Origin of the sequence: Pseudomonas sp. MYb60 (genome assembly GCF_002979555.1) — a bacterium.
In the GTDB taxonomy this organism is placed as follows: Bacteria; Pseudomonadota; Gammaproteobacteria; order Pseudomonadales; family Pseudomonadaceae; genus Aquipseudomonas.
Genome location: NZ_PCOZ01000020.1, coordinates 1 through 11648 on the forward strand (window position 1 = coordinate 1; position 11648 = coordinate 11648).

General features: G+C 60.3%; 12 protein-coding genes. 7 read left to right on the top strand and 5 right to left on the bottom strand.

Features of this window, described 5'->3' with window-relative positions; translation table 11 throughout:
• The first annotated feature begins 437 nt into the window (after positions 1–437).
• Together rhtA and CQ041_RS22795 are read left to right on the top strand one after the other, a co-directional pair.
• The gene (rhtA, locus tag CQ041_RS22790; protein WP_105524564.1) at positions 438–1325 is read left to right on the top strand and encodes a threonine/homoserine exporter RhtA; all 888 of its coding nucleotides are present in this window, start codon (positions 438–440) and stop codon (positions 1323–1325) included.
• Between the two features lie 167 nt (positions 1326–1492).
• A complete protein-coding gene (locus CQ041_RS22795; RefSeq protein WP_101268314.1) occupies positions 1493–1774 on the top strand; it encodes a hypothetical protein in 282 nt (93 codons plus the stop codon).
• Between the two features lie 54 nt (positions 1775–1828).
• On the opposite strand, the gene CQ041_RS22800 is transcribed toward CQ041_RS22795, so the two are convergent.
• From CQ041_RS22800 to CQ041_RS22810, 3 genes are all read right to left on the bottom strand, one after another.
• On the bottom strand, positions 1829–3637 hold the full coding sequence (locus tag CQ041_RS22800; protein ID WP_105524566.1) for an aminopeptidase P family protein: 1809 nt from the start codon (positions 3635–3637) through the stop codon (positions 1829–1831).
• A gap of 49 nt (positions 3638–3686) precedes the next feature.
• Positions 3687–4847, bottom strand: coding sequence for a cysteine desulfurase family protein (locus tag CQ041_RS22805; protein WP_105524568.1), 1161 nt, complete (start codon positions 4845–4847; stop codon positions 3687–3689).
• Positions 4848–5079: 232 nt separating this feature from the next.
• On the bottom strand, positions 5080–5349 hold the full coding sequence (locus CQ041_RS22810; protein WP_105524569.1) for a hypothetical protein: 270 nt from the start codon (positions 5347–5349) through the stop codon (positions 5080–5082).
• A gap of 396 nt (positions 5350–5745) precedes the next feature.
• Here CQ041_RS22810 and msuE point away from each other — a divergent pair, with 396 nt between their 5' ends.
• The 4 genes from msuE to CQ041_RS22830 all read left to right on the top strand — a co-directional run bounded on the left by msuE (position 5746) and on the right by CQ041_RS22830 (position 9909).
• The gene (msuE, locus tag CQ041_RS22815; protein ID WP_105524571.1) at positions 5746–6309 is read left to right on the top strand and encodes an FMN reductase; all 564 of its coding nucleotides are present in this window, start codon (positions 5746–5748) and stop codon (positions 6307–6309) included.
• 9 nt (positions 6310–6318) lie between these two features.
• On the top strand, positions 6319–7458 hold the full coding sequence (gene ssuD, locus CQ041_RS22820; RefSeq protein WP_105524573.1) for an FMNH2-dependent alkanesulfonate monooxygenase: 1140 nt from the start codon (positions 6319–6321) through the stop codon (positions 7456–7458).
• A gap of 148 nt (positions 7459–7606) precedes the next feature.
• Positions 7607–8794 carry an acyl-CoA dehydrogenase family protein gene (locus CQ041_RS22825; RefSeq protein ID WP_105524575.1) on the top strand — a complete coding sequence of 396 codons (1188 nt, stop codon included), beginning with the start codon at positions 7607–7609 and terminating at the stop codon, positions 8792–8794.
• Positions 8795–8805: 11 nt separating this feature from the next.
• Positions 8806–9909, top strand: coding sequence for a sigma-54-dependent Fis family transcriptional regulator (locus tag CQ041_RS22830; protein ID WP_105524577.1), 1104 nt, complete (start codon positions 8806–8808; stop codon positions 9907–9909).
• On the opposite strand, the gene CQ041_RS22835 is transcribed toward CQ041_RS22830, so the two are convergent.
• A complete protein-coding gene (locus CQ041_RS22835) occupies positions 9898–10263 on the bottom strand; it encodes an antibiotic biosynthesis monooxygenase (protein WP_105524579.1) in 366 nt (121 codons plus the stop codon). The two genes, CQ041_RS22830 and CQ041_RS22835, sit on opposite strands and share 12 nt — an antisense overlap.
• A gap of 101 nt (positions 10264–10364) precedes the next feature.
• Here CQ041_RS22835 and soxR point away from each other — a divergent pair, with 101 nt between their 5' ends.
• Positions 10365–10805 (top strand): redox-sensitive transcriptional activator SoxR, encoded by a 441-nt coding sequence (gene soxR, locus CQ041_RS22840; RefSeq protein ID WP_105524581.1) that lies wholly within the window; start codon positions 10365–10367, stop codon positions 10803–10805.
• Between the two features lie 70 nt (positions 10806–10875).
• On the opposite strand, the gene CQ041_RS22845 is transcribed toward soxR, so the two are convergent.
• Positions 10876–11646 carry a MetQ/NlpA family ABC transporter substrate-binding protein gene (locus CQ041_RS22845; protein WP_105524583.1) on the bottom strand — a complete coding sequence of 257 codons (771 nt, stop codon included), beginning with the start codon at positions 11644–11646 and terminating at the stop codon, positions 10876–10878.
• Between the last annotated feature and the right edge of the window lie 2 nt (positions 11647–11648).

Here is an 11648-nt window from a genome sequence, read left to right on the forward strand (position 1 = left end):
CAGCCTCATTTGCTGTCAAGTGATTATTTTCAGAAGTTTTCGAAGAATTCTTCAACAACTTCAACCACTTGCGCTTCCGATCACTCGTTAGCGGGAGGCGAATTCTACAGCGTTACACGCTGCTGTCAACACCTCTTTTTCAACTTCCTGATCACTTCGATGAACTGAAGCAACCTACTGCCGAAACCTACATAACTCATTGTTTAACAAGGAGTTTTCCGTTTCGACTGCTCCGGAAGTGGGGCGAATTATAGACAGATATAATTCGCCGTCAACCTTTAATTTTGTATTTCTATCAACAAGGCTGAAAACCAGCACTCCTTTGCCAAATACAGAGGTAACCATAAAGCATTGAGCACTATATTGCTCATTTCTGCACACTTAAGCATCATGGCGCCGGATGCTTCTACTTACTACATTCTCGGACAGCCCCCTCAATGACCACCACCCCCCGCAGCCTGGCGCCTGCCCTGTTCCCTATCGGCCTGCTGCTGATCGCCATGGCCTCCGTCCAATCCGGCGCTTCCCTTGCAAAGACAATGTTTCCCGTTGTCGGCGCACAAGGCACCACAGCCCTGCGCCTGATCTTTGCCAGTGTGATCATGCTGCTTCTATTGCGCCCCTGGCGCGCCAAGCTGACGGCCAAATCCCTGCGCACCGTGGTGGTCTATGGGCTGGCACTGGGCGGCATGAACCTGCTCTTCTATATGTCGCTGCGCAGCGTTCCCCTTGGCATCGCCGTAGCGCTTGAGTTCACGGGGCCTCTTGCGGTCGCGATCTACTCATCCCGCAGGGCCGTGGACTTTTTATGGATCGCCCTCGCAATCATCGGCTTGCTGCTCCTGATTCCCATCGGCGAAGCCAATACCGGCATCGACTTGCTGGGCGCGGCCTACGCGCTGGGCGCCGGTGTGTGCTGGGCGCTCTATATCCTGTTCGGGCAAAAAGCTGGCAATGACAACGGCGTCCAGACCGCAGCTCTGGGTGTGATGATCGCCGCGTTGTTCGTCGCGCCTATCGGCATCGCCCACGCCGGCGCCGCGCTGCTCACCCCCGCGCTTATCCCGGTCGCCCTTGGCGTCGCCATTCTGTCCACTGCCCTGCCCTATACCCTTGAGATGGTCGCACTGACACGACTGCCCGCCCGCACCTTCAGCACCTTGATGAGCGTCGAGCCGGTGTTCGGCGCACTCTCCGGCCTGTTGTTCCTCCAAGAGCACTTGTCCCTGGCGCAATGGCTGGCCATCACCTGCATCATTACTGCCTCCATAGGCGCCACGCTGACCCTGAGCAAGGAGTCAAAACCGCTGGTTCCGTCGGATTGAAGGATGTTTGAATGTAGCTCTGGCATTTGCTGCTCATTTAGGCCATGTTTAGCCGGTAAACGAATGTCATTCATGGAGAATTTCGACAGGGACAGCGCGAACGCTACACTCGAGAGCGAGTAGAGCCTGCTTCAAGCATTGTTGTGAAGCGGCTATTAAGGATAGGAATGAAGCGAATCTTGATACTGCTGATGGTCTTAGCCATTGCTGGCTGTGCTGCCACCACGAGAACCGAAGTAAAGCGGGGCAAAAAAGGGCTGCACATCAACTGCTCTGGCCTGTCTTCCTCATGGGACCAGTGCTACACCAGCGCCACCAACTCCTGCGGCGCAAAGGGCTATCGCGTCATCGCCAAATCCGGTGACAATTCCGAGGAACCAGGGGACTACCCCTTCGGCCTCAACCCCGCCGGCTACACCAGCCGCAGCATGATCGTCATCTGCAAATAAGCAGCAGGCCGACGTCTCCCCAGGCAACAGGGAAGAGACGCCGGCCGCACTTCATCAGATTGCTGCAGTGCGAACCTGCAACCACTCCAGACTTGCACCACTGAGCAGTGGGCTCAAGCGCTCACGCACCTCAGCGTGGTAGGCGTTGAACCACTCGCGCTCATCCGCCGTCAACAGCGAAGGCTCCAGGCAACGCGTGTCGATCGGGCACAGTGTCAGGGTTTCAAACTTGAGAAACTCGCCAAACTCGGTCTTGCCCGCCTCGCGATTCAACACCAGGTTCTCGATACGCACGCCCCAGCGCCCCGGACGATAAGTGCCCGGTTCAATGGAAGTGATCATGCCTGGCTGCATGGCCGTCTGGGGCGCAGGCGCAGCCTGGTAGGCGATCACCTGCGGCCCTTCATGCACATTGAGAAAGTAACCAACACCGTGCCCGGTGCCGTGGCCGTAGTCCACACCTTCGGCCCAGATCGGCGCGCGCGCGATAGAGTCCAGCAAGGGCGACAGGATGCCTTTCGGGAAATGCGCGCGGGACAAGGCAATCACCCCCTTCAACACCCGCGTGCAGTCGCGTTTCTGCTCCTCGCTCGGCGTACCCACCGGCACCATTCGTGTGATATCAGTAGTGCCGCCCAGGTATTGCCCGCCCGAATCGATCAACAGCAAACCGTCACCTTCGATCAGCGCATGCTCCGCTTCGGTGGCGTGGTAATGCGGCATCGCGCCATTGGCGTTGAAGGCCGCAATGGTGTTGAAGCTCAGCGACACATATCCCGGACGACGGGTACGCGCAGCCGTCAGGTGCTCATCAATGCTCAACTCGGTGATGCGCTCACGCCCCCAGGCACTCTCAAGCCAGGTAAAAAATTCGCACAGGGCGGCACCGTCCTGCTCCATCGCCTGACGAATATGCTCGGCATCCGCCAGGCTCTTGCGCGACTTGGCCAGCGTGGTCGGGTTCAGCCCCTCGACCAGCTTGACGCCCGCATCGAGGTTTTCCAGCAGGCCTGCCGTGACTCGGGCCGGATCAACCTGCAGACTGGCACCCGCCGGTACTGAGCGCAGCGCATCCGCCACTTCGCTGTAGTCACGCAACGTGACGCCATCGCGCTCCAATACGGTCTTCAATTCGGCATCGACTTTGCTCAGCGCCACAAACAATGTCGCCTGCTGTTGATTGACCAAGGCAAAGGACACAAACACCGGGTTGAACGAAACATCACCACCGCGCAGGTTGAACAGCCAGGCGATGTCATCCAGGGTCGCGATGAAATGCCAGTCGGCACCCTTCTCTTTAAGATTGGCACGCAGCGCGGTGAGCTTATCCCCACGACTGACCGTGGCTTGCGGCGGCAGGTGCTGATAAATCGGCTGGTTCGGCAGGCCGGGTCGATCGCGCCAGACCCCATCCAGCACGTCGAGGTCAGTGCGCAGGCGCGCACCGCGCTCAGCCAACTTGCCGCCCAACGTGCGCGCCGAGGCCACGGCCATCACCGCACCGTCCACCGCCACCACTGCACCTTCAGGCGTCTGCTCGGCCAACCACTCCAGCGGGCCGGGCTGGCCCGGTTGCAGTTTCACCAGGTCGATGCCGCTGCCCTTGAGTTCCTTGGTGGCCTGTTCCCAGTAACGGCTATCGGCCCACACACCGGCGAAATTGGCAGTAACAATCAACGTACCGACCGACCCATGAAAGCCCGACAACCATTGCCGGCCCTGCCAGTAGCCCGGCAGGTATTCCGACAAGTGCGGGTCGGCCGACGGTACCAGCAAGGCGTGGATGCCTTCGCGGCGCATCAGTTCACGGGTCTGCGCCAGGCGCTCCGGTACCGGTCCATGGGTCAAAGGCTGCGTACTCATTGTGTCTCCTGCTAACCACGAATAATTATTATGTGTTGAGAAAAGTCACTCAGACCGCCCAGAACGCCGGTGCACTGGCAAGGGAAGCCTTGATCAACTGCACGGCCTGGTCGATGTCCTGCTCGGTGGTAAACCGACCCAGGCTCAAGCGAATCGTGCGCCCGGCGCTGCGCGCATCATGGCCCAGCGCAAGCAGCACGTGGGAAGGCGCATTGCTCGCGGAATTGCACGCCGAAGTCGCGGAAAAGGCGATGCCCGCACTCAAGGCCGCGGAATTGAATTCGCCTTCTCCAAAGGTCAGGCTGAGCGTGTGAGGAATGCGTTGCGTGGCGCTACCGTTCAAACGCACGCCAGCCACCGACGCCAACTGGTCAAGCAGGCGCTGGCGCAAAGCCTCGATGACTGCCTTCTCTTCAATGAAAGACGCTGCCGCCAGCGCAAACGCTGTGCCCATGCCAGCAATCTGATGGGTTGCCAGGGTGCCCGAGCGCAGGCCGCCCTCATGCCCACCGCCGTGAATCTGGGCCAGCACTTTTTGCTGCGCCCGCGGCCCTACGTACAACGCGCCGATGCCCTTGGGGCCATACAGCTTGTGGGCCGAAAGCGACATCAAGTCCACCGGCCATTCAGCCAGGTCGATCACGACCTTGCCCGCGCCCTGCGCCGCATCCACATGCAACAACGCGCCGTGATCACGCACCCGCGCGCCAATGGCCTGGATGTCGTTGAGCGTGCCCAGCTCGTTGTTGACCAGCATAAGCGACACCAGGAAGGTGTCTTCGCGCAGCGCTTCGCTGACCGCATCGGCGCTGATCAAACCTTCAGCGTCCGGCACCAGGTAGGTCACGGCCACGCCGGCCTCCTGCAGTTGCCGCGCAGTATCCAGCGTGGCCTTGTGTTCGATCTGGCTGGTGATGATATGCCCACCCGCCACACCGCGCGCCTGGGCGACGCCCTTGATCGCAAGGTTGTTGGACTCGGTGGCACCGGACGTCCAGACGATTTGCTCAGCCTGTGCCCCCACCAACTCGGCCACCTGGCGACGTGCCTGTTCAACCGTTTGCCGGGCCTCCTGGCCAAACGCGTGGGAACTGGATGCAGGGTTACCGAAGTTGGCGTTATAGCCCAGACACTCGACCATCACCTGAATGACTCGCTCATCCACCGGGGTTGTGGCGGCGTAGTCGAAATACAGCGGACGTTTATTCATGACGTTAAAGACTCGCAGAGCAGGTTCCCGAGATCAGCGTCTCAGGGGCATCGACCGGGACAGAGGTCGTCAGGTTTAACCGATTGGATGCCGTTAAAGAAGGCCAACTTTAAGTAAATGTGCGTAGGAACGCTCCCAAAATTCAGCTTAACAGGCTGATGTAGTCCTATGGAAAACAAAAGCCCGAGATTCCTTAAGGGAAACCTCGGGCTTTTTGCCGCTGAACGCGAGCTCAACTGGGACGGCCATGCAACGCCACACTGCGCTCGGCGTTCATTTCACCCTGGCTATCAAAGCCGTAGGACGGTTGCGGCTGGCCCATCAAGGCAGCGCGTTGCTGTTGATAGTCATCAAACGACAGGCCGCGACGGCCCAGCGCCTCCAGGGCCAACTGTCTGGTTTCTTCTGCTGTGTAGGGACGCAGTTCCGGCGAGGGATGATTCGCACAACCGGCGAGGACAGCGGTGACAAGCATCAAGGATATGGCAAGAAATCGGTTCATGGTGGTAGCCCTGGGAAGTAGGTGTCGAGTCAATGAACACAGGCTACTCCCCGCCCTACCCAGTGAAAAATCACCTCCCGTGATAGTTGCTATCAACCGCCAAGGCACCTTCGATAGCGTCATCCGCATATTCTTTTCCAATCTATAAATATGGAAATACGTTCGTTTACGGAATAACCGAGACCCTCTATAAATAACCGCACACCGAACCGAACTGTTCACCACGCAACTGTTGCTCTGGCAACAGTCATTCAACAAATCAAGAGACAGACAACAGCAGCATTTTTCAGCAGGGAGTGCGCAGGCCACGCCAATCAACGCTTAAGGCCATTGGTACAGCTCTTGCTCAACAGCTCACACACCTGCCCAGAACCACTGTTGAAAAAGGAACTGTTCATGACCCGTCCCCTGAATGTCGTTGCCCTCTCCGGCGGAACCTGGCGTCCGTCTCGTACCCTGGTGCTGACCCAGGCCGTGCTGGCTGAGTTGGCGACACTGTTGCCGATCCAGGCCACCGTGATCGAGCTGGGCGATATCGCTCGGCCATTGGGTGGGGCGCTGTCCCGCGATGAATTGCCCGCTGACGTCGAATCACAACTGTTGGCCATTGAACAGGCCGACCTGCTGATCGTCGCCGCGCCGGTCTACCGAGGCTCCTACCCTGGCCTGCTCAAGCATCTGTTCGACCTGGTGGGCCTGAATGCCTTGGTGAATACGCCAGTACTGCTCGCTGCCACCGGCGGCAGCGAACGCCACGCACTGGTCCTCGATCACCAACTGCGCCCGCTGTTCAGCTTCTTCCAGGCATTGACCCTGCCGATCGGCGTGTACGCCACCGAAGCCGACTTCACCGACTACCAGATCACCAGCGAGTTGCTCAAAGCCCGCATTCAACTGGCGGCCGAACGCGCAGCGCCATTGTTTGCAGCGCACTCCCCCTCTCTGCTGAAAATCGCATAAGGATTTGTCATGGATGTTTTCTGGTTTCTGCCGACCCACGGCGACGGTCATTACCTGGGCACCACCCAGGGCGCTCGCCCGGTCACCCTTAACTACCTCAAACAAGTCGCCCAGGCAGCTGACAACCTCGGCTACCACGGCGTGCTGATTCCGACCGGACGCTCGTGCGAAGACTCCTGGGTAATTGCTTCGGCCCTGGTGCCGCTGACCGAGCGCCTGCGTTACCTGGTGGCGATTCGCCCGGGCATCATTTCACCCACTGTATCGGCGCGCATGGCCGCCACACTGGACCGTTTGTCCAACGGGCGGCTGCTGATCAACGTGGTCACCGGCGGCGACCCGGATGAGAACCGCGGCGACGGCAGCTTCCTCGACCACAGTGAGCGTTACGAAGTCTCTGATGAGTTCCTACAGATCTGGCGCCGCGTATTGCAGGGCGAATCCGTGGACTTTGAGGGCAAGCACCTGCGCGTACAGAACGCCAAGGCGCTGTACCCGCCCGTGCAAAAGCCTTATCCACCCCTGTACTTTGGCGGTTCTTCCGACGCTGCTCATGACCTTGCCGCTGAACAGGTGGACGTGTACCTGACCTGGGGCGAGCCGCCCGCCGCTGTCGCGGAAAAACTCGCGGATGTGCGTGAACGCGCCGCCCGCCGGGGACGCACCGTGAAATTCGGCATCCGCCTGCACGTGATTGTGCGCGAAACCGAAGAGGACGCCTGGAAGGCCGCCGACAAATTGATCGAACACATCAGCGACGACACCATCGCCGCTGCGCAGAAGTCGTTCTCGCGCTTTGACTCCGAAGGCCAGCGCCGCATGGCCGCCCTGCACGACGGGCGCCGCGACAACCTGGAAATCGCACCCAACCTGTGGGCCGGCGTCGGCCTGGTGCGCGGCGGCGCCGGCACGGCACTGGTAGGCAACCCGCACCAAGTCGCCGAGCGCATCAAGGAATACGCCGATCTGGGGATAGAAAGCTTCATCTTCTCGGGCTACCCCCACCTGGAAGAGGCGTATCGCTTTGCCGAGTTGGTGTTCCCGTTGCTGCCGGAACCCTACGCGAGCCTCGCGGGGCGCGGTGTGACCAACCTCACGGGCCCGTTCGGCGAAATGATTGCCAACGATGTATTGCCAGCCAAGGCCTAGGAACGCCGGAATCGGCTTTATGTGGGAGCCGGGCTTGCCCGCGATGCAGGCACCTCGGCGTGTCAGGCATAGCGAGGTGATGCTATCGCAGGCAAGCCAACTCCCACCTTTGGCCTCGACTGCCCCCATAGACATTGAGGAACACCGTGTGACCGCCACCCCCCACAGCCTCCTGCCTTCCCCCTTGCAGACTGCCAAATTGCTGGCCGCCGAATTTGCCCTCACCGCAGTCGAGCGCGATGAACGTGGCGGCACCCCCAAGGCCGAGCGTGACGCCTTGCGCCAGAGCGGCCTGCTGGCCCTGAGTATTCCCACCCAATACGGCGGACTCGGCGCGCGCTGGAGCGACACCCTGGGGATCGTCCGCGAGTTCGCCAAAGTCGACAGCTCCATCGCCCATGTCTTCGGTTTTCACCACCTGATGCTCGCCACCGTGCGCCTGTTTTCGCGCCCGGATCAATGGCAGCCCTGGTTTGAACAGACCGCGCGCAAGAACTGGTTCTGGGGCAACGCACTCAACCCGCTGGACACGCGCACCGTGGTCAAGGCTTTCGGCGGCTGGCGCGAGTTTTCCGGCAAAAAGAGTTTTTGCTCGGGTGCCAGCGACTCGGAGATGCTGATTGCCTCGGCGGTGGATGAAACTGCCGGCGGCAAGCTGGTGATCGCCGCGATCCCCAGCGGCCGCAGCGGCATTACCTTGCACAATGACTGGAACAACATCGGCCAGCGCCAGACCGACAGCGGCAGCGCCAGCTTCGAGCGCGTGCGCGTCGAGGAGTCCGAGTTGCTGCTGGATCCCGGCCCGCTCAGCACACCCTTCGCCTGCCTGCGCCCGCTGATCGCCCAGTTGACCTTTACCCACATGTTTCTCGGCATTGCCGAAGGCGCCTTCGAAGAGGCACGCAACTACACGCTGACCGAAACCCGTTCCTGGCATAAGTCTGCCGCCGACGATGTGCGTCAGGACCCCTACGTGCTGCACCACTACGGCGAATTTTGGGTAGCACTGGAAGGCGTGCGCCTGCTGGTGGACCGTGCAACGCAGTTGCTGGACCAGGCCTGGGCCAAGGGTCCCAACCTCAGCGAGCATGAGCGTGGCCAACTGGCTATCGCCATCGCCACGGCCAAAGTCGCCGCCACCCGCCAAGGCTTGGACCTGTGCAGCCGCCTGTTCGAAGTCACCGGCGCGCGTTCCACTCACGCATCGCTGCGTCTGGACCGCCACTGGCGCAACCTGCGCACCCAGACCCTGCATGACCCGGTGGACTACAAACTCCACGAACTGGGGGACTGGGCGTTGAACCAGTCCCTGCCGATCCCGACGTTCTACTCCTAAGAGAGGTGCCCATGCAGCTTTTGACCCTACCGCCATCACCCGCCCTCGCGACGTCGATTCGCGCCACCGCTCAGGTCTTCGAGGATCCAAAATCACAGGCGCTCCTTGACCACATCCAGCAAGTGGCGCCCAGCGAAGCCAGCGTGTTGATCATCGGTGAGACCGGAACCGGTAAAGAACTGGTCGCGCGGCACATCCACAACCTCAGCGCGCGGCGTAACCGGCCCTTCGTGGCGGTGAACTGCGGGGCGTTTTCCGAATCGCTGGTGGAAGCCGAACTGTTCGGCCATGAGAAAGGCGCCTTTACCGGCGCCCTCAGCGCCAAGGCTGGCTGGTTCGAAGAGGCCGACGGCGGCACCTTGTTCCTTGATGAGATCGGCGACCTGCCGATGGCGATCCAGGTCAAATTGCTGCGCGTCCTACAGGAACGCGAAGTCGTGCGCCTTGGCTCGCGCAAGAGTATTCCGATTGACGTGCGTGTATTGGCGGCAACCAATGTGCAATTGGAGAAAGCCATCAACGCCGGGCATTTCCGCGAAGACCTCTACTACCGCCTCGACGTCGTCAGCCTGGAACTCAGCCCGCTGCGCGATCGCCCCGGCGACATCCTGCCCCTGACGCGGCATTTCATCGAAGCCTACAGTCAGCGCCTGGGCTACGGCCCGATCACCATCAGCCGCGAGGCCGAGCACAAACTCAAGAGCTACAGCTGGCCGGGCAACATTCGCGAGCTGGAAAACGTGATTCACCACACCTTGCTGATCTGCCGCAACGGCGTGATCGAACGGGACGACCTGCGCCTGTCGAACATGCGCATCGAGCGTCAGGACGACAGCCAGCACGGAACCGACAACAGCGCAGAAGCCCTGCTGGCGCGTGCCTTCGAGAAGTTGTTCGAAGAACAGGCCGGCGCCCTGCACGAAAAAGTCGAGGACGCCTTGCTGCGCGCCGCCTACCGTTTCAGCCATTACAACCAGGTGCACACCGCCAACCTGCTGGGCCTGAGTCGCAACGTTACGCGTACCCGGCTGATCAAGATTGGCGAGCTGGCCGTCAACAAACGACGTCCCGGCGAAAACGTGCAGGGCGAGCGCATGCTGCACCTATCCATCTAGCCGGCAGTGCAACGCATTGTCATGGCTGCGCTCGAAACTGCGTAGCACCTGGAACGAACCGAAGGTCACGGCCGTGGCCTGGTGGGCGCGAATCAGCGTCCAGAAATCTTCCTCGCCCTGTTCAAAACATTTGAAGGCCGCCTCGCCCTCTTCGCGCGAGCGCCATTGCAGGTAATTGAGCACCCGCCGACCGTCCTCGCTGACTTGCACACTCGCATTGATAAAACCGCCATGCCCCTGGGCCAGGCGCTCGCTCTGGGTGGTCAAGGCCGCCACCAGGGCCCGCTGTTGCCGGGGTTCGATCTGAAACTCAATCAGTTGAGTGAAGCTGCGACTTTTCTCTGATACCGGCATGAACACTTCCCTTACTCTGTAGGCAGAATCTTGCGATTCGATGCCACGCAGGGTAAAACCTCTAGTTAAGTCAAGGTCAAGCGCTGTTTGGGAGTTTTGTCATGCTCAACAAAGAGCTCACCGTTGGCCAACTCGCCGCCCGCAGCGGCGTCGCGGTCACGGCCCTGCATTTCTATGAAGCCAAGGGGCTGATCAAGAGCAATCGCAACGCCGGCAACCAGCGCCGTTATCCACGGGATGTGTTGCGGCGTGTCGTGGTGATCAAAATCGCCCAGCGTTTGGGCATTCCGCTGGCGACGATTGGCGAGGCGTTGCAGGCGCTGCCGGATGGACGCACGCCCAACGCCAAGGATTGGGAGGACTTGTCAGCACATTGGCGGGAAGAGCTGGACGAACGCATCAACAAACTGATGTTGCTGCGGGACAAGCTCAGTGGCTGTATCGGGTGTGGCTGTTTGTCGATGGAGGCGTGTCCGTTGCGTAACAGGGATGATCAACTTGGCGAACGTGGCCCGGGAGCCCAACTGCTGGAGCCCACTTGAGATCCTGAAGTGAAAACTCAACAAGTGTCGGTGGGAGCAAGCCCCCTCCCACACTTGATGCGTGCAGAACTTAGAAACCAGGAGCGATCTGGCCTTTGTAACGGGTCAGGATGAACTGGCGCACCTCTTCGGAGTTCAGCGCCTTGGCCAGTTTCTGAACGCGCGGGTCGTTGATGTTATCCGGCCGCGCCACCAAGTACTCGACGTACAAGGACTTGCCCTTCTCCACAATCAACGCACTGTTGGTGTCGATGCCCGCCTCCAGGGCGTAGTTGGCGAACACAAACGCCAGGTCCACCTGGCTCACCGAACGGGCCAGCAAGGCGCCTTCCAACTCACGGATTTTCAGGTGCTTGGGGTTATCCGCGATATCGCGCGGGGTGCTCAGGGTATTGCTCGGGTCCTTGAGCTTGATCAGGCCGGCTTCATGCAGCAGCACCAGGGCGCGGCCGGTGTTGACCGGGTCGTTGGGGATCGCCACGGTGGCGCCGTCCTTGAGTTCCGACAGGTTCTTGATCCGGGTCGAATACGCACCAAACGGTTCGATATGCACCCCGACCACCGGCACCAGGTCAGTGTGACGGGTCTTGTTGTAGTCATCGAGGAAAGGACGGTACTGGTAATAGTTGGCATCGATATTCTTCAACGCCAATTGCTGGTTCGGCTGGATGAAGTCGGTGAAGACCTTGATCTGCAAGTCCACGCCCTCCTTGGCCAGCGCCGGTTTGACGAACTCGAGGATTTCCGCGTGGGGCACAGGCGTAGCGCCGACCACCAGCTTTTCGTTGGCAAAGGCATTCAGGGACAGGACAGCGGCCAGAATGGCCAGGGATTTTTTCATAC

Coding starts and splice junctions, on each gene's coding strand:
- rhtA (WP_105524564.1), top strand. CDS start 438: ATGACCACCACCCCCCGCAGCCTGGCGCCTGCCCTGTTCCCTATCGGC.
- CQ041_RS22795 (WP_101268314.1), top strand. CDS start 1,493: ATGAAGCGAATCTTGATACTGCTGATGGTCTTAGCCATTGCTGGCTGT.
- CQ041_RS22800 (WP_105524566.1), bottom strand. CDS start 3,637: ATGAGTACGCAGCCTTTGACCCATGGACCGGTACCGGAGCGCCTGGCG.
- CQ041_RS22805 (WP_105524568.1), bottom strand. CDS start 4,847: ATGAATAAACGTCCGCTGTATTTCGACTACGCCGCCACAACCCCGGTG.
- CQ041_RS22810 (WP_105524569.1), bottom strand. CDS start 5,349: ATGAACCGATTTCTTGCCATATCCTTGATGCTTGTCACCGCTGTCCTC.
- msuE (WP_105524571.1), top strand. CDS start 5,746: ATGACCCGTCCCCTGAATGTCGTTGCCCTCTCCGGCGGAACCTGGCGT.
- ssuD (WP_105524573.1), top strand. CDS start 6,319: ATGGATGTTTTCTGGTTTCTGCCGACCCACGGCGACGGTCATTACCTG.
- CQ041_RS22830 (WP_105524577.1), top strand. CDS start 8,806: ATGCAGCTTTTGACCCTACCGCCATCACCCGCCCTCGCGACGTCGATT.
- CQ041_RS22835 (WP_105524579.1), bottom strand. CDS start 10,263: ATGCCGGTATCAGAGAAAAGTCGCAGCTTCACTCAACTGATTGAGTTT.
- soxR (WP_105524581.1), top strand. CDS start 10,365: ATGCTCAACAAAGAGCTCACCGTTGGCCAACTCGCCGCCCGCAGCGGC.
- CQ041_RS22845 (WP_105524583.1), bottom strand. CDS start 11,646: ATGAAAAAATCCCTGGCCATTCTGGCCGCTGTCCTGTCCCTGAATGCC.